At 65.6% G+C, this 16,023-nt stretch carries 13 protein-coding genes; 4 read left to right on the plus strand and 9 right to left on the minus strand.

What is annotated here, in order from left to right:
* Positions 1-70 precede the first annotated feature (70 nt).
* From IWW33_RS01325 to IWW33_RS01335, 3 genes are all read right to left on the minus strand, one after another.
* Positions 71-232 (minus strand): hypothetical protein, encoded by a 162-nt coding sequence (locus IWW33_RS01325; protein WP_174141742.1) that lies wholly within the window; start codon positions 230-232, stop codon positions 71-73.
* Between the two features lie 141 nt (positions 233-373).
* Positions 374-859, minus strand: a complete 486-nt coding sequence (locus IWW33_RS01330) for an anti-virulence regulator CigR family protein (RefSeq protein WP_174141740.1) — start codon at positions 857-859, stop codon at positions 374-376.
* A gap of 98 nt (positions 860-957) precedes the next feature.
* The gene (locus IWW33_RS01335; RefSeq protein ID WP_125924833.1) at positions 958-1,872 is read right to left on the minus strand and encodes a LysR family transcriptional regulator; all 915 of its coding nucleotides are present in this window, start codon (positions 1,870-1,872) and stop codon (positions 958-960) included.
* A 185-nt stretch (positions 1,873-2,057) separates the two neighbouring features.
* Here IWW33_RS01335 and IWW33_RS01340 point away from each other — a divergent pair, with 185 nt between their 5' ends.
* Positions 2,058-3,392, plus strand: a complete 1,335-nt coding sequence (locus IWW33_RS01340) for a nucleobase:cation symporter-2 family protein (protein ID WP_174141738.1) — start codon at positions 2,058-2,060, stop codon at positions 3,390-3,392.
* Between the two features lie 34 nt (positions 3,393-3,426).
* The gene (locus IWW33_RS01345) at positions 3,427-3,936 is read left to right on the plus strand and encodes a nucleoside deaminase (RefSeq protein WP_115275193.1); all 510 of its coding nucleotides are present in this window, start codon (positions 3,427-3,429) and stop codon (positions 3,934-3,936) included.
* A gap of 79 nt (positions 3,937-4,015) precedes the next feature.
* Here IWW33_RS01345 and mhpT read toward each other — a convergent pair whose 3' ends face one another.
* Both mhpT and IWW33_RS01355 read right to left on the minus strand, forming a co-directional pair.
* Entirely contained in the window at positions 4,016-5,221 is a 1,206-nt protein-coding gene (gene mhpT / locus IWW33_RS01350) for a 3-(3-hydroxy-phenyl)propionate transporter MhpT (protein ID WP_046785637.1), read from the minus strand.
* Positions 5,222-5,257: 36 nt separating this feature from the next.
* Positions 5,258-6,649 carry an alginate export family protein gene (locus IWW33_RS01355; protein ID WP_174141736.1) on the minus strand — a complete coding sequence of 464 codons (1,392 nt, stop codon included), beginning with the start codon at positions 6,647-6,649 and terminating at the stop codon, positions 5,258-5,260.
* A 248-nt stretch (positions 6,650-6,897) separates the two neighbouring features.
* Between IWW33_RS01355 and IWW33_RS01360 the strand changes: the two genes are divergently transcribed.
* Both IWW33_RS01360 and IWW33_RS01365 read left to right on the plus strand, forming a co-directional pair.
* A complete protein-coding gene (locus IWW33_RS01360; RefSeq protein ID WP_174141734.1) occupies positions 6,898-8,568 on the plus strand; it encodes an arylsulfatase in 1,671 nt (556 codons plus the stop codon).
* The gene (locus IWW33_RS01365) at positions 8,565-9,575 is read left to right on the plus strand and encodes a formylglycine-generating enzyme family protein (RefSeq protein WP_161872452.1); all 1,011 of its coding nucleotides are present in this window, start codon (positions 8,565-8,567) and stop codon (positions 9,573-9,575) included. The genes IWW33_RS01360 and IWW33_RS01365 overlap by 4 nt, the downstream gene beginning before the upstream one ends.
* On the opposite strand, the gene IWW33_RS01370 is transcribed toward IWW33_RS01365, so the two are convergent.
* From IWW33_RS01370 to IWW33_RS01385, 4 genes are all read right to left on the minus strand, one after another.
* Positions 9,556-11,295 (minus strand): acyl-CoA dehydrogenase, encoded by a 1,740-nt coding sequence (locus tag IWW33_RS01370; RefSeq protein WP_174141732.1) that lies wholly within the window; start codon positions 11,293-11,295, stop codon positions 9,556-9,558. The two genes, IWW33_RS01365 and IWW33_RS01370, sit on opposite strands and share 20 nt — an antisense overlap.
* Before the next feature lie 14 nt (positions 11,296-11,309).
* The gene (locus IWW33_RS01375; RefSeq protein WP_174141730.1) at positions 11,310-12,551 is read right to left on the minus strand and encodes a thiolase family protein; all 1,242 of its coding nucleotides are present in this window, start codon (positions 12,549-12,551) and stop codon (positions 11,310-11,312) included.
* Positions 12,548-14,431 (minus strand): feruloyl-CoA synthase, encoded by a 1,884-nt coding sequence (locus IWW33_RS01380; RefSeq protein ID WP_119688726.1) that lies wholly within the window; start codon positions 14,429-14,431, stop codon positions 12,548-12,550. The genes IWW33_RS01375 and IWW33_RS01380 overlap by 4 nt, the downstream gene beginning before the upstream one ends.
* Positions 14,432-14,507: 76 nt before the next feature.
* Positions 14,508-15,956, minus strand: a complete 1,449-nt coding sequence (locus IWW33_RS01385; RefSeq protein WP_174141728.1) for an aldehyde dehydrogenase — start codon at positions 15,954-15,956, stop codon at positions 14,508-14,510.
* Positions 15,957-16,023 lie beyond the last annotated feature (67 nt).

Genomic DNA, 16,023 nt, shown 5'->3' on the forward strand with positions numbered 1-16,023 from the left:
TGCCCTGTGGCACTAAGCGGTAGAAATGAGCTGCCCCGTGGCGTGTTTCAACCACCTGAACGCAGCGGTACTACCGCGGCCCGCCACCGTGACCACCCATACCAAACCCGCCATGGCCACCGCCATGCCCGCCACCGCCACCGCCACCTGGCGGCATGAACATCCAGCAACCCGACAAGGTGGATACCAGTGCGGCAACAAGCGCTGCGCGGACTACGTGTTTCAACTTCATTGACAAAAACTCCAAAAGGCAAGATCTGCCGCCTGCCTGTCACCAGGTGCAGCAGCGTGCGGATTCTAGATGCGCAGCTGACCGGCCTGTGGGAGCTTTTCCATAACTTTACATTTGAAGACACGCAGCTACGCAACGGGCTCAATCGAACGCCCCGTTCACCACCTCGTAGATAATCCCCGTCGCGACAGCTACCAGGATCAGATCAACGCCGGCCTGCATCCACTCGTATCCGTCGTAATGAGGCAACTGCCCAAGCAGCCGGCCATCGAGCTTCTTGGCGATACCAGGCGGCAGTGGCTTGCCGCGCGCCAGGTTTTTCTGGATGCCCGGCGGCAATGCGGGGCCCGGGCTCCAATAGCTGCGGTGGCCACCCAGAATGCCCAGCACATCCCCCCGGTCGATCGACGGCCCGCCATGCCAGTCATCGCTACCCGAGCCACCCTTTTTGCCGCCAGCGTTGCCTTGCCCTTGGGCATGCGGGGCCTGCCCCTTGCCTTGCCCATGCCCCTTATCGTTGCCATTACCGTTGCCTTTGCCGTTACCCGGGTCGGCGAGCGCAGCGCCCGACGCCGCGAGCAATGCCACTGACGTTACAGCGGCAATCAGAGCTTTCAACTTGGTCATGAGAGCATCCTTTGCGGTGAAGTGGTTTGTTGAAATGTAGACGACATTGCAATCATCGATAGCAGGCCAGCGCGCCTGGGAAGCTCAGCACATGGCGCCTACAACGTGGTAGGCATGCCGCGCCGGTCCAGCTCGAACACCTTGGTGCGCTGCAGGCAATCGCGCAACCACAGGGCAGCCCTGCCCGGCCGGCGCTGCTGATGCCACAGCAGGTCGACGCCGACCAGCCAGTCGGTGTGCGGATAGGCCTGCAGCTGCAACTCGATCAGCTCACCGGCACCCAGCTCCCGCTGCACCAGCTGCCGTGGCAGGGTCGCCCAACCCAGGCCACCGCGCACCATTTCCACCAGCGCCAGGTAGCTCTCGGCCTGCCAGAGCTGCGCGGTACGCAGGTATTCGCTGCTGGGCAGCTTTTGCGCGTGGGCGAAGAAGGCCAGACGGCGGTGGGCGTGCAGGTCGGCGAAGGTGCAGGTTTGCAGTTGCGCCAGCGGGTGGGTGGCGTGGCAGACATGAGCCATGATCAGTTTGCCCAGCTGCTGGAAGGCCAATGCAGGCGGGTAGCCCGGCTGGGAAAAAGCGATGCCAAGGTCTGCCTCACCCTTAAGCACCATTTCGCTGACATCGCCGTGCACCGGGTGGCGAATCAGCAAGTCGACGAAGGGGAACGCCTGATCGAACGCTTTGAACACCGGGATCAGTGACCCATACGGCACCTCGATGGCGAGCGTGAGCGCAGGCTCGGCCTGCTGCGCCAGGTTGTCGGCGCTGCCCTCCAGGGCATAGCAACGCTCAAGGATGCCCTCGGCCCGCAGCAGCAGTTTATGCCCGGCGGCGGTCAATGCCGGAATGCGGCTGCTGCGGTCGAACAACTCCACGCCCAGGTCGGTTTCCAGGTTGCTGATTGCAGCGCTGACGGTGGACTGGGTACGCCCCAGGCGCCGCGCCGCTGCCGAAAACGAGCCCGCCTGTACTGCGGCGACGAACACCTGCAATTGCTCCAGCGAAAAGCGCATCCCAACCCCCTGCCCTGCCACATGATCCATCGATGCTAACGATGGTTATTCATTTGTTCCATCGTTCATTTCGCCGGATCATCGGCCTCGACCACGCTTGCAGCTGCCCTGTTCAAACCTGCGCTGCGTGTCACTCCAGGCGCCGAAAACAACGAAAAGAGCCGCACCTTCAGGAGATTCACGCCATGAGCCCAAGCAAGGTCCACGCTGTAGACGAAGTATTACCGCTGCGGCAACTGTTCACCTTTGGCCTGCAGCACGTGCTGGTGATGTATGCCGGCGCGGTCGCGGTGCCACTCATCCTCGGCAGCGCACTGGGCCTGACCCAGGCGCAGGTCGTGACGCTGATCAACGCCAACCTGTTCACCTCGGGCATCGCCACACTGATCCAGACCCTCGGGTTCTGGCGCTTCGGGGCACGCCTGCCGTTGATCCAGGGCTGCTCGTTCATCGCGCTGGCACCGATGATCATGATCGGCAAGCAGTACGGCCTGCAGGAGGTGTTTGGCGCCGTGATTGCCGCCGGCGCCATCACCATTGGCCTCGCGCCACTGTTCAGCCGGCTGCTGCGCTTTTTCCCGCCGGTGGTGATCGGCAGCCTGATCACCATCATTGGTATCTCGCTGATGCCCGCAGCGGCCATCTGGCTGGGTGGCGGCGACCCGGGTGCACCGGACTTCGGCAACCCCGCCAACCTGCTGCTGGGCATGGCGACGGTCGCCATCACGCTGCTGGTGTATGCGCGCTTTTCGGGCTTTATCGGCAACCTCAGCGTGCTGATCGGCCTGCTGTGCGGCAGCCTGCTGGCCGCAGCCTTTGGCATGACCCACTTCGGCAAGGTCAGCGAAGCCGCCTGGTTCGAGCTGAGCCCACCCATGGCCTTCGGTGCGCCGCAGTTCTCCACCACGCCAATCCTCATCATGGTGCTGGCGATGCTGGTGATCATGGCCGAGACCACGGGCAACTGCCTGGCCATCGGCAAACTGGTCGGCAAGCCCACAGATACCAGCACACTAGGCAACGCTTTCCGGGCAGACGGCCTGTCGACGATGCTCGGCGGGCTGTTCAACAGTTTCCCGTACAACGCCTTCACCCAGAACACCGGGCTGATCGCGCTTTCCAACGTCAAGAGCCGCTTCGTGGTCGCCGCTGCCGGCGCAATCATGGTGCTGATGGGGCTGTTTCCTAAACTGGGCGCGCTGATCGCCGCCGTGCCCACGCCGGTGCTGGGCGGGTGCGCCATCGTCATGTTCGGCATGACCACGGTGGCCGGTATCCAGGCGCTTTCACGCGTGCCTTTCGAAGGTACCCGCAACGGCATCATCGTCGCCGTTTCGATCAGCGTCGGCGTGTTGCCAATGTCGTTCCCGGCGCTTTTCCATCACCTGAGCGGCCCGCTCAAGCTGGTGCTGGAGAGCGGCATTTTCCTCGGCGCGATCACGGCGATCACGCTCAACCTGCTGCTCAATGACGACAAGACCACAGACCCGGACCGCGCCGATGCCAGCGTGGCCAAGTGAGCCCTTTTACCCCTGCCTATCCCCAGGAGCATCCATGACCACTCCCTACACGCCAGTTGCCACCGACCTGTCCGCCCTCGACCTGGACCTGCTACGCCAGTCGATGCGCCTGGCAGAGCAGTCCAAAGCACGCGGTCGCCACCCCTTCGCGGCCATCGTCGCCGATGCCGAAGGCCGGGTGATCGCCAGCGCCGGCAACAACTCCATGCCGCCCGAAGGCGACCCCACCCAACACGCCGAACTGGTCGCTGCGGCCCTGGCAGCCAAGGCCCTGCCGCCCGAAGCACTGGCCAACTGCACGCTCTACACCAGCGCCGAACCCTGCTGCATGTGCGCCGGTGCCGTGTACTGGACCGGTATTGGCCGGGTGGTGTATGCGCTGTCGGAACATACGCTGCTCGGGCTGACCGGGGACCACCCGGAAAATCCGACGTTTTCCTTGCCGTGCCGTGAGGTGTTCGCCCGTGGTCAGCGTGATGTGATCGTGCACGGCCCGCTGTTGGAGGACGAAGCAGCGGCTGCGCACAAGGGGTTCTGGAAATGAGCATGGCCGCACACTGAGCCCAAGAAGTGCCAGGCAGGGTCACCGAACTGCCTGGCACCTTGAACCGCCTGCAGGCAGCTTACTGCGGTTGGCGGTTACGTTTGGCCAGCAATGCCCGTGCGGCCACAGCAGCCACCACCAGGCCTGGTGAAGCCGCCAGTAGCACCCCGCCTACGCCCGTCCCTGCGGCCAGGATCTGCCCCGCCGCCAACGGCCCGGCCATCGAACCCAAGCGCCCGATGGCAACCGAAGCGCCCACCCCAGTGGCCCGCACCTGGGTCGAATACAGGGTCGGCGCCAGTGCGTACAGCACCAGTTGGCCGCCGATGGCGCAGTAGCCGGCAATGAACCCGGCCACCAGCATGAAGGCAAAGCTCGTCGACAGGCCCAACCCCGCCAGCGCCGCCAGCATGCCGATGTACGCAATGAACACTGCGCGGCGGGCGTGGCCCTTGTCCATCATCCGCCCGGTCAGGAACGAGCCCGCCGCACCGCCGAGGTTGAACAGGATCTGCACCGTGCCTGCCTGTGGGCGGCTGAAACCTTGCCCGATCAACAACGACGGCAACCAGTTGAGCAGCATGTACAACACGGTCAGGGTAAAGAAGCACGCCACCCACAGCAGCAGGGTGCGGCTTGCATGCCCCGGCCCGAACAGCTGGGCCAGCATGCCTTGGCCGGCAACCTTCTCACCGGTTTGAGCACGAAACGCCTGGGACTCTTTCAGCCATACCACCAGCACCAGGGCGATGACGATCGGTGCGATACCACCCACGTAGAACACCACACGCCAGTCTTCGCCCAACGGCGCCATGCCGATGATCGAAGCGATGGCGCCGCCCAGGGGCACGCCACAATACGTGATGCTCACGGCGGTGCTGCGCAGCCGCTCGGGCGCCGCTTCACTGGCCAGGGCGATCAGGATGGGCAACGCGGCGCCCAGGCCCAGGCCCGTCATCAGTCGAGCGACCAGCAGCGAGGCGTAGCTGTCGGCCAGGGCGGTACCGAGCGAAAAGCCGCCGAACAACAGCACCGCCACGATGAGGATGTTCTTGCGGCCCAGCCGGTCGGCAAGCCAACCGCCGATGAATGCACCGGGCAGCAACCCCAGCAGCCCTGCACTGAACACCCAGCCAAGCATCGCCGGCGTCAGCGCGAACGCCTTGGCCATGTGCGGTGCGGCGATGCCGGTAGCCTGAAGGTCGAGGCCTTCGAGCAATGCCACGAGAAAACACAGGCCGATGGTAAGCACCGGCTTGCTTGAAGAAGGGGATGAATCACGCATGGGTAAGCCCTTTTGTTGTTATGCGTTGGGTTAGGATCAAAGCCTGAACGTGGCACGTAACGAGATGAACGAAGAATCTTCCCCTCCGGCGTCCTTGATGGCGGAACTGACGTCGTAGTACTTCAGGTCGACGTCCAGGGTCAGGTTGGGTGTTGCCAGCCAACGGGTGTTGGCACGGTAGATGGTGCCCACATGGCGCCCGGTGCCACGGGTATTGGCCAACATACTCATGCCGGGCATGTACACACCGTCTTCTGCACGCTGCTTCCACACTTCGAAGACGCCCGGTTCGAAGCGCAAGGTACGCCAAGGTGAAAAGCCGAACGTCGGCCCCACCACGATGATGTTGCTCAAGGTGGTCAGGCTGGCCTCACCATAAACGCCGTTGCGCGGGAACAGCGGGTCGAAGGTGTTGACCTTGCCATCGCCCAGCTCGCGGTCACCGCTGGCGGCGTCGATGCGCATGCCCAGCCGGGGCTGCCAGGCGTGCGCGAAGGTGTAGCCGGTATCGCTGGACAGCGCCCAGGCACGAATCGAGGCATTGCCCAGGTGCCCGGTCTGCCCGGCCAGGTTCCAGCTCCAGTCCAGCGCCTGCTGGCGGCCAAACACCCGCGTGCCAAAGGTATAGCGTTGCTCGTCGCCCGCTTCACCGGCCAGGCTGCGGTCATCGGTTTCAAGGCCGAAGGCGAACAGGTCGATGTTCCAGGCCGCCGTCAGCGGCAAGGTGCCATACAGGCCATAGAACTTGACTGCATTGTTGCTGCCATCGTCCCAGCTGTCCTCGCCGGTCTTGAGCGGCCGAAACGCGAAGGCGTCGAGCTTGCGGCCGTCCTTGAGGTTGAGGCTGGCGCGCACGCCGTCGAAGCTCAGGCGGATGTTGGGCGAGTCCCGGTAGGTGACCCAAGCCTGGTCGCCAAGCCCCATCTCCTGGCGGCCGATGCGGGTGGTGTAACGCCCCTGGGCAAAATCATGGTTGAAATCGACGAAGGCCTGGCGCACTTCATTGCGGCTTTCATCATTTGGGGAGTACAGGTCCTTGTCGAACGCCCGGGTGTTCTCCACCTGGACGAAGGTGCGCACAGCATCATCGAACAGATGCAGGTCGGCGTGCGCCTGCAAGCGCTGCATCAAATAGGAGTCGTCGTTCAACCCGCGCAAGCCGAAAAAAGGCTTGTTGAATACATCGGCCCGGTAACGGGCTTCGGCCCCCAGCTGCAGCCAGGCCGACTCGGACAAGCGATGGTAGCGCACCCCATCGAACGGGTCGCTGGCCTTGGCCGGGGTATCCAGGAACCGATAGTCCTCGACCCAGCGAGGCGCGCCGGGCCGGCCTGGCCGGCTCTGTTCAAGTGGACTGGCCGCCTGCACGCATTGGCCTATCGAAAGCAGTACAACGGGCACCCACCACCGGTTCAACGGCCTGGTCATCAGAATTTCCCTTTACTTGTTTTTATGAAATTGGATAACTCTGTTAACGATTATTTTTGTTAACCATCTTGCCGTCAATAGGGCGAGTGAAACTACCTGATATCAGGCAGATCCAGCGTTCGTTTATCGAACGTTTTTTTCACAGGCGCCTGCGCAGCCGTAGAAATGGCCGTTACCATGGACGTTGCGGGCTCTCTACCTTGCGGGCACGCCGCCACGACTCTAATCAAAACAAAAAGAGCATCCTCATGAACTGCCTCAAACCTCTTGCTGCTCTCGGCTTGCTCATGCTCGGCGCAAGCCAGGCCCTGGCCTCGCCAACCGTTAAACAACCAAACATTCTGCTGATTGTTGCTGACGACCTCGGTTTCTCGGACCTGTCGGCACTGGGCAGCGAAATCCAGACGCCCAACCTGGACAAACTGCTGAACGACGGCCGCCTGATGCTGGACTTCCATGCCGCGCCAAGCTGCTCCCCTACCCGCGCCATGCTGATGTCTGGCAACGACCCGCACCTGGCCGGGCTGGGCATGATGGCCGAAGCACGCAAACGCTTGCCGGCCGGCGCTCAGGTGCGCGCCGGTTACGAAGGGGTCCTGGGCAGCAATGTCGCCACCCTGGCAGAACTGCTGCACGATGCTGGCTATCGCACCTACATCTCCGGCAAATGGCACCTGGGCATGCAGCCCGCGCAGCAGCCCCAGAACCGTGGTTTCGACCAGGCCTACGTGCTGCTCGAAGGGGGCGCTGCGCATTTCAAGCAGGCCAACATGGCGCTGCAGCCCAACTACAGCTCGACCTTCCGCCACAATGGCGAGCCCATCGAACTGCCCGACGACTTTTACTCCACGACCTGGTTCACCGACCGCCTCATCGCCGCCATCGACGACGGCAAGGCCAGCAACAAACCCTTCTTTGCCTTTGCCGCCTACACCGCGCCGCACTGGCCCTTGCAGGCGCCGGATGAATACCTGGCGCAATACCGCGGCCGCTACGACCAAGGCTATGAGGTAATTGCCCGCGAGCGCCTGGCGCGTCAGCGCAAGGCCGGGCTGGTGCCAGCGGACTTCCCGCTGGAGCCGCAACTGGAGGGCGTACCGGGCTGGGCATCGCTGACAAAACAGCAGCAACAGCAATCAGCGCGCACCATGGAGGTCTACGCGGCCATGGTGGCGGCCCTGGATGCCGAGGTCGGGCGCCTGGTCGACCACCTGCGCAAAACCGGTGAACTGGACAACACGCTGGTGCTGTTCATGTCCGACAACGGGCCGGAAAATGCCACCCGCGTCGACCCCAACTGGATCAAGGAAAACTTCGATACCCGCCTGGCCAACTACGGGCGGCGTGATTCGTTCCTGATGATCGGCTCGGCCTGGGCCCAGGTCAGCGCCCTGCCCAGCCGCCGCTACAAGATGACCACCTACCAGGGCGGCATCCGCGTGCCCGCCTTCGTTTACCACCCGGCCACCATCAAGGCCGGGCGCAGCGATGAACTGGCCAGTGTCAGGGACATCATGCCGACGCTGCTGCAACTGGCCGGCGCGCCGATGCCCGGCATCAACTACCGCGACCGCGCCATCGTTCCGCCGCAGGGCACCTCGGCGCTGGACTACCTGCAAGGCAAGGACACCCGGATCCACGCCCATGACGAGGCCCTGGGCTGGGAAATCAACGGCAGCGCCTCGTTGCGCAAAGGGCCGATGAAACTGCTGTGGGATGCCACCGATGGCACCCCGGCCTGGCACCTGTACGACCTGAGCAACGACCCTGGCGAGCACCATGACATCGCAGCCGCACACCCCCAGCAGGTGAGCGACCTGCTGCGCGACTGGAAGGCCTATGCCCAACGCAGCAATATCGCCATCGACGCTGACGGGCGCCCGGCAAGCCCCGCCATGCCCCTGGCCAGCAAGCCATGATTGCGCGGGTAGCCGGTTGCGCGTTGGTCGCCGCCGGCTTACTCGCCGTGGCCTACGGCGCCTGGCCACAAGCCCCGGCGCCGGTACTGCTGTGCGAGGGCTACAGCGGCTTGCCCGCCAGGCACGATGGCATGGTGCACGTGCCGGGCGGCGCGTTCACCTTCGGTTCCGACCGTTTCTACGATGAAGAAGGCCCGCCACACGCGGCAAAGGTGTCGGGCTTCTGGGTCGACCGGCACCCGGTCACCAACGCCCAGTTCGCCCGGTTCGTGGCAGTTACCGGTTACCTTACACAGGCTGAACGGGGCATCAGCGCCGAGGTGGACCCCACCCTGCCCGACACGCTGCGCGTGCCGGGCGCAATGGTGTTCCAGCAGGGGCCGAAGGTGCTCAACCCGGGCTGGCAGTTTGTGCCAGGGGCCAGCTGGCGACACCCGCAGGGCCCTGGCAGTGACCTGGCAGGGCTTGAAAACCACCCGGTGGTGCAAGTGACACTGGAAGATGCACAAGCCTACGCGCGCTGGGCTGGCCGTGCCCTGCCCAGCGAAGCGCAACTGGAATACGCCATGCGTGGCGGGCTGGAAGATGCCGACTTCAGTTGGGGCAAGACTGAGCTGCCCAAGGGCAAGCTGATGGCCAACACCTGGCAGGGCCAGTTCCCCTACAACAACACGGCCGCTGACGGCTTCACCGGTACCTCACCGGTGGGCTGCTTCCCGGCCAACCGGTTCGGCGTGTTCGATGCGGGGGGCAATGTCTGGGAGCTGACCCGCACCGGTTATCGCCCGGGCCACGATGCGCAACGCGACGCGGCCTTGGACCCGCCCGGCCCCGCCTTGAGCGAAAGCTACGACCCCGCCGAGCCGGGCATACCGGTGGCGGTGATCAAAGGCGGCTCGCACCTGTGCTCGGCAGACCTGTGCATGCGTTACCGGCCCTCGGCGCGCCAGCCTCAGCCGGCCTTTATCGCGACCTCGCACGTGGGGTTCAGAACGGTTCGCCAATGAACGGCAATGGGCAGGCGGCCGCCTCGACGGCTGCCACCTGCCGGTCGAAGTCTGGCAGCAGATAGTTGAAAAAGAAGGTGGCGCTTTCGTGCTTCTCGCGCCGTAGCGACGCATCGGCCGGCAACGCCTCGAGGCAGCGAACGGTGCGGGCCCAGGCAAAGGCCTGCAGTGCCGTGGCGCACAACTGCAGGAACGCCCCGGCCGCGCGGTAGGGGTATTCCGGGCCGTGCGCAGCACTACGCTCGACCTCGGCAACCACCCCTTGCAACCGGTCGCAGACCATACCGAGCGCCTCGGCAGCGCCGCCCTGGCCGGCCCCGGCCTCGGCACGCAGCTCGCCCAGCAGCAGCGCAAAGCCTTCACCACTATCGCCCAGCACTTTGCGCAACAACAGGTCGTTGGCCTGAATTTCGTTGGTGCCTTCGTAGATCATCGCAATCCGGCTGTCGCGCAGCACCTGCTCGATGGGGAATTCGCAGGTGTAGCCATAGCCGCCAAACACCTGCAGCGCTTTGCTCGACAGGCTGAAACCATAGTCGGTGAACGCCGCCTTGATGATCGGCGTCAGCAACGCCGCCAGTGTCGACGCTTTGGCACGCTGGGCAGGGTCACTAGAGGCGTCGGCCACATCCAGCCAGTGCGCCGTCCAGTATCCCAGGCTGCGCATGCCTTCGGTGCGCACCCGCAACTCCAGTAGCGTAAGGCGCATGGCGGGGTGCAGGTGGATGGGGTCGGCAGCGGCGCCCGGCGAATGCCCGGGGGCGCGCATCTGGCGACGCTCCAGTGCGTAGTCACGGGCCAGTTGCCAAGCCGCTTCGGCGTGCCCCAACCCTTGCAGGCCGACGTGCAACCTGGCGGAATTCATCATCACGAACATGGCCGCCAGGCCACCGTGCGCCTGCCCCACCAGCCAGCCCTTGGCCCCCTCGAAGCGCAGCGCACAGGTGGCGCTGCCGCGAATGCCCAGTTTGTGCTCAAGGCCATCGCACTGCACCCCGTTGCCCACACCGCCCTCCAACCCGTTGGGCACCAGCAGCAATGACAGCCCACGGCTGCCTGCCGGTGCATCGGGCAAACGCGCCAGCACCAGGTGCAGGATGTCGCGGGTCAGGTCGTGGTCGCCCCCGGAAATGAACAGCTTGTTGCCGGTGACCGCGTAGCTGCCGTCGCCCAGCGGTTCGGCACGACAGCGCAGCAAGGCAAGGTCACTGCCGGCCTGCGGCTCGGTCAGGCACATGGTGGGCAGGCTTGCGCCGCTGACAATGCCGGGCAGGTAACGCGCCTGCAATTGGTCGCTGCCATGGGCCTTAAGGCACAGGTAGGCGCCATGGGCGATGCCGGTGTACATGGCCCAGCCATGGTTGCTGGCAAAGAGCATCTCCTGAACCGCCGCATCCAGCACCAACGGCAAGCCCTGGCCGCCGAACCGGGGCTCGCAGGCCAGCGCCGGCCAGCCGCCGTCCACGTAAGCCCGATAGGCCGCCGCAAAGCCGTCCGGTGTGCGCACCCTGCCCTGCTCCAGGTGGCAGCCCTGGCGGTCGCCCAGTGCATTCAACGGCGCCAGTGCCTGTTCGCTGAAGCGGGCGGCCTCCTGCAGCACCTGCAGGGCCAGTTCGAGATCGACGTCGGCGTAGGCCGGCAACTGCTGCCAGGCCTGCTCGGCCCTCAGCCAATGCTCCAGCACGAATTGCATGTCCTGCAGGGGAGCCTTCCAAGCCATGGGAGTCCTCGGATTCAAGCCGCGAAGTGGGGGTTTTCGATCAGCACCGCCATGCCTTGGCCGCCGCCGATGCAGGCCGCAGCGATGCCATAACGCAGGTTGCCCTGGCGCAACTGACGGGCCAGGGTGTGCACCAGGCGCAGGCCGGTGGCAGCCAAGGGGTGGCCCAGGGCGATGGCACCGCCATGCACGTTGAGTTTTTCCACATCCAGTTGCAGCGCTTGGGCCACTGCCAGTACCTGGGCGGCTTGCGCTTCGTTGATTTCGAAGCGGTCGATCTGCTCCAGGCGCAGGCCACTGCGTTCGAGCAGCAAGGCAATGGCCGGGGCCGGCCCAATGCCCATGGTGCTGGGGGGCACGCCCACGGCCGTGGCCATCAGCAAGCGTGCCAACGGTGGCTGGGTGCACGCGGAAAAACGCGTCACCAACGCCGCCGCCGCGCCATCGACCACTGCACAACTGTTGCCGGCGGTTTGCACGCCACCGGCGTGCACCGCACGCAGGCGGGCCAGCGCTGTGGCATCGGTCGGCCGCGGGTGGCTGTCGTGGCTGACGTGGGCCACGCCGCGTGGCAGTTCGATGCCACGTGGCAGGCAGCCTTCGGCGCTGAAAGCCTCTGCCGTGACCTCGACGATTTCCTCGTCGAACCAGCCCTGCTGCTGGGCTTGCAGCGCACGCTGATGGCTGCGCAGCGCCCAGGCATCCACCGCCTCTCGGCTCAGGCCATGCGCGCGGGCCAGGTTTTCTGCGGTACCGATCATGTCCACCCCGGCAGCCGGGTCGTACAACGCCTCCCAGAGAAAATCCTTGAACCCTACCGGCGCGCCAAGGCGAAAGCCGCCACGGTGTTCATACGCCGCGATCGGGTTGCGCGACATCGACTCGGCGCCAACGCACAGCACCTGCTGCACACCACTGCGCAACTGCTCCCCGGCCTGGCGCAGCAGCTCGAGGCCGGTGCCGCAGATGCGCTGCACTGCCAGCGCGGGCACGGCTTGCGGCACCCCGCAGTACAGCCCGACATGGCGCGGCAGCAGGTACGCATCGAAACTGGCCTGGGCCATGCTGCCGGCCAGCACGCTGTCCACCGCCTGCGGGCTGATGCCGGCGCGCGCCAGCACCGCCCGCCCGGCCTTGATGCCCAGGTCGATCGGTGAAACCGCGGCGAGCGCACCGCCGAGGTCGACCCACGGCGTGCGCACCATCTGCACGATGGCCACATCGTCGAACACAGTGCACAGCCCGGCGCTGCTCACGGGCGCGCCTGCGCGGGCAGCACGGTTGGGTCTTCGCCACGGTACAGCGCCTCTACCTTGTCAGCCCGGCGCTGCAACACCGCACGCTGGTTGATCGAGCCTTTGTCGGTGATCTCCCCGGCGTCGATCGATGGCGGCTCTACCAGCAGTGACAACCATTCGATCCGGCTGGCGTTGCCCTGGGCGTCACGGTTCAGGCGCTCCAGCCAAGCGGCGAACCAGCTGCGCACCGCGCCGCTGCCGAGCACTTCGGCATCGCTGGCCGCAGCCGGTAGCCCGGCCAGTTGCCGGCATTCGGGCAGACGCGGGAACACCAGGATGCCCAGGCATTCGCGGTCCGGCGCAGCCACCACGATGTCCTGCACATAGGGTGAGCCTTCGAGCACCGCACGGTTACGCAGCGGCCCGACACTGACGAACACCCCCGACGACAACTTGAAGTCTTCGGCAATACGCCCATCGAACATCAGGCCCTGTTCGGGCTGCTGCGCATCGGCGAGCTTCAAGGCATCGCCCGAGCAGTAAAAGCCCTCGTCATCGAACGCCTCGGCCGTTTGCTGCGGCGAACGCCAGTAGCCGGGCATGATGTGCGGGCCGCGAAAGCGCGCCTCCAGCTTGCCGTCCAGCGGCACCAGCTTCACTTCGCACCCCGGTGCCGGCAAGCCCACGTAGCCTGCCAGAGACAATGGCCCGGTGGTGAACGTGCAGGATGGCGCCGCTTCGGTCATGCCAAGGCCAGCCATCATGCGGATACGCTCGCCACAGTGCTGCTCGGCAATGCGGTCCAGGCGGTCCCACACGCTTTGTGAAAGCCCGGCTGCGGCGAAGAAGAACAGCTTCATGCGGGCAAAGAACACTTCACGCAACTGTGCGTCCTGCTCCAGCGCCTTGACCAGTTCTTCCCAGCCCTTGGGCACGGTCAGGTAGGCGGTGGGGGAAATCTCGCGCAGGTTGCGCAAGGTTTCGCCGAAGCCTTGCGGGGTGGGCTTGCCGGCGTCCAGGTAGAAGCTGCCGCCGTTGTACAGCACGATGCCCAGGTTGTGGCTGCCGCCGAAGGTGTGGTTCCACGGCAGCCAGTCCACCAGCACCGGCGGCTCTTCAGCGAACACCGGGAAGGTCTGCAACAGCATCTGCTGGTTGGCGCACAGCATGCGTTGGGTGGTGACGACCGCCTTGGGCAGCTTGGTGGAGCCGGAGGTGAAGAGGAACTTGGCGATGGTGTCGGGCCCGGTAGCGGCAAACGCCGCATCGGCTGGCGCAAGGTCGCCCGGCTGCAGCAGGCTGTCGAAGCTCAGGTGCCGGCGGCCGGCGGCCTGGCCGCGCACGCTCACCACCGCCACCGATGGGTCCAGCACGGCGTCGAAGGCACGCTGGAACGGCTGGGTGTCGGTGGCGAACACCAACCCCGGCGTCAGTACCTCGCACACATGCCGCAGCTTGGCAAAGTCCTGGGACAGTAGCGCGTAGGCCGGCGACACCGGGCAATACGGGATGCCGGCGTACATGGCGCCCAAGGCGATCTGCAGGTGCTCGATATCGTTGCCGGAAAAAAGCGCCAGCGGCCGCTCGGCGCTCAGGCCAAAGCCCAGCAGGTTGGCGGCGATGGTACGTACCTGCACGAGCATCTGCGCGTAGGTGATTGTGCGCCAGGCACCGTCGGGCTGACGCGCGGCAATGAAGGTGGTGTCCGGGCGCTGTGCGGCCCAGTGCAGCAGCCGGTCAAGCAGGCGCGCCGGCAGCGGCGCCAGGGGCTCGACGGCCTGCATGCGCAGGATGCCGTCGGCCTCGCTGAACTGCACCTGGGGATGCCCGATGGACACCTGCCGGTAGCGCGGGCTTTGACCAGGGGCGGTCGCCCCTGTGCGGGCTTGGTTATTCACGCAGGTTGCTCCTTGTTATTGTTGTACAGCCTGCCGCCGCCCGGCGGTGCGGGCGGCGGCCGATGGTGCGCGTTGCCTAGATGGGGTAATGCCTGGGGCCATGCTGGAGGGTGACCCAGCGCAGCTGGGTGAATTGATCGATGGCGGTGCGGCTGCCGAAGCTGCCGTAGCCGCTGGCCTTGACCCCACCGAAGGGCATCTGCGCCTCGTCATGCACGGTCGGGCCGTTGATGTGGCAGATACCCGACTCCACACGCTGGGCCAAGGCCAGCGCACGGCTGGTGTCGCGGCTGAAGATGGCCGACGACAAACCGAACTCGGAGTCGTTGGCCAGCGTCAGCAAGGCTTCATCGCCCTCGGCGCGCAGCACCACTGCCACCGGCCCGAAGGACTCTTCGTGGTACAGGCGCATGCTTGCGTCGACGTTGTCCAACAGGGTGGGCTGCAAAATGCTGCCGTCCAGCTGGCCGCCGCATACCAGGCGTGCGCCCTTGGCCACGGCATCGTCGATCAGCGCCTTGATGCGCTCGCCGGCCGCACCGCTGACCAGCGAACCGAGCACCGACGTGCTCACCTGCGGGTCACCTGCGCGCAGCCCGCCGACCTTGGCCGCCAGCTTGTCGACGAAGGTGTCGGCGATGCGGTTGTCGACCACCAGGCGCTCGGTGGACATGCAGATCTGGCCCTGGTTGAAGTAGGCCCCAAACGCTGCAGCTTCGACGGCGGCGTCCAGGTCGGCGTCATCGAGCACCAACAGCGGCGCCTTGCCGCCCAGTTCGAGCAAGGCAGGTTTCAGGTGCCGTGCAGCCAGCTCGCCGACAATGCGCCCCACCTGGGTGGAGCCGGTGAAATTGACGCGGCGCACCGCAGGGTTGGCGATCAGCCGCTCGACGATGGCGGGCGCATCGGCCGGGTCATTGCTGATCACATTGACCACGCCATCGCCCAAGCCTGCATCGTGGAGCACCTGGCCGATCAGCCTGTGCACCGCCGGGCTGACCTCGGAGGCCTTGAGCACTACGGTGTTGCCACAGGCCAGCGGCATGGCGATGGCCCGCGTGGCGAGGATCACCGGGGCGTTCCACGGCGCGATGCCCAGCACCACACCGCACGGGGCGCGCAGGGCCATGGCGAAGCTGCCGGGCACATCCGAGGGGATGACCTCACCGGTAATCTGCGTGGTCATGGCCGCAGCTTCGCGCAGCATGTTGGCGGCCAGCTTCACGTTGAAGCCATACCAGTTGGCCATGGCCCCGGTTTCGCCGGCCGCGGCGATGAACTCGGCAGCCCGCGCCTGCAGCAGGTCGGCGCCGGCCAGCAAGCGGCTGCGCCGCTCACCGGGCGCCAGCGCGGCCCAGGCCGGGAACGCTGCGCTGGCGGCGGCCACCGCGGCATCGGCATCGGCCAGCGTGGCGGCAGCGGCTTGCGACACCACCTCACCGGTGACCGGGTTGCAACGCTGGAAGGTTCGTCCATCGCTGGCGGGGCGCGACTGCCCGCCAATCAGCAAAGGCACCTGCAACATGCTCATCCCTCTTGTTGTGGTTGTAGAGAAATATCCGCAGGCTGTGGCCAGTGGCGGCACAGCCCGC

Source organism: Pseudomonas sp. M2 (assembly GCF_015751845.1).
Classification (GTDB): domain Bacteria; phylum Pseudomonadota; class Gammaproteobacteria; order Pseudomonadales; family Pseudomonadaceae; genus Aquipseudomonas; species Aquipseudomonas putida_E.

Excerpts from the sequence above, each read along its gene's own strand:
- IWW33_RS01325 (WP_174141742.1), bottom strand. The coding sequence starts at position 232 with ATGAAGTTGAAACACGTAGTCCGCGCAGCGCTTGTTGCCGCACTGGTA.
- IWW33_RS01330 (WP_174141740.1), bottom strand. The coding sequence starts at position 859 with ATGACCAAGTTGAAAGCTCTGATTGCCGCTGTAACGTCAGTGGCATTG.
- IWW33_RS01335 (WP_125924833.1), bottom strand. The coding sequence starts at position 1,872 with ATGCGCTTTTCGCTGGAGCAATTGCAGGTGTTCGTCGCCGCAGTACAG.
- IWW33_RS01340 (WP_174141738.1), top strand. The coding sequence starts at position 2,058 with ATGAGCCCAAGCAAGGTCCACGCTGTAGACGAAGTATTACCGCTGCGG.
- IWW33_RS01345 (WP_115275193.1), top strand. The coding sequence starts at position 3,427 with ATGACCACTCCCTACACGCCAGTTGCCACCGACCTGTCCGCCCTCGAC.
- mhpT (WP_046785637.1), bottom strand. The coding sequence starts at position 5,221 with ATGCGTGATTCATCCCCTTCTTCAAGCAAGCCGGTGCTTACCATCGGC.
- IWW33_RS01355 (WP_174141736.1), bottom strand. The coding sequence starts at position 6,649 with ATGACCAGGCCGTTGAACCGGTGGTGGGTGCCCGTTGTACTGCTTTCG.
- IWW33_RS01360 (WP_174141734.1), top strand. The coding sequence starts at position 6,898 with ATGAACTGCCTCAAACCTCTTGCTGCTCTCGGCTTGCTCATGCTCGGC.
- IWW33_RS01365 (WP_161872452.1), top strand. The coding sequence starts at position 8,565 with ATGATTGCGCGGGTAGCCGGTTGCGCGTTGGTCGCCGCCGGCTTACTC.
- IWW33_RS01370 (WP_174141732.1), bottom strand. The coding sequence starts at position 11,295 with ATGGCTTGGAAGGCTCCCCTGCAGGACATGCAATTCGTGCTGGAGCAT.
- IWW33_RS01385 (WP_174141728.1), bottom strand. The coding sequence starts at position 15,956 with ATGTTGCAGGTGCCTTTGCTGATTGGCGGGCAGTCGCGCCCCGCCAGC.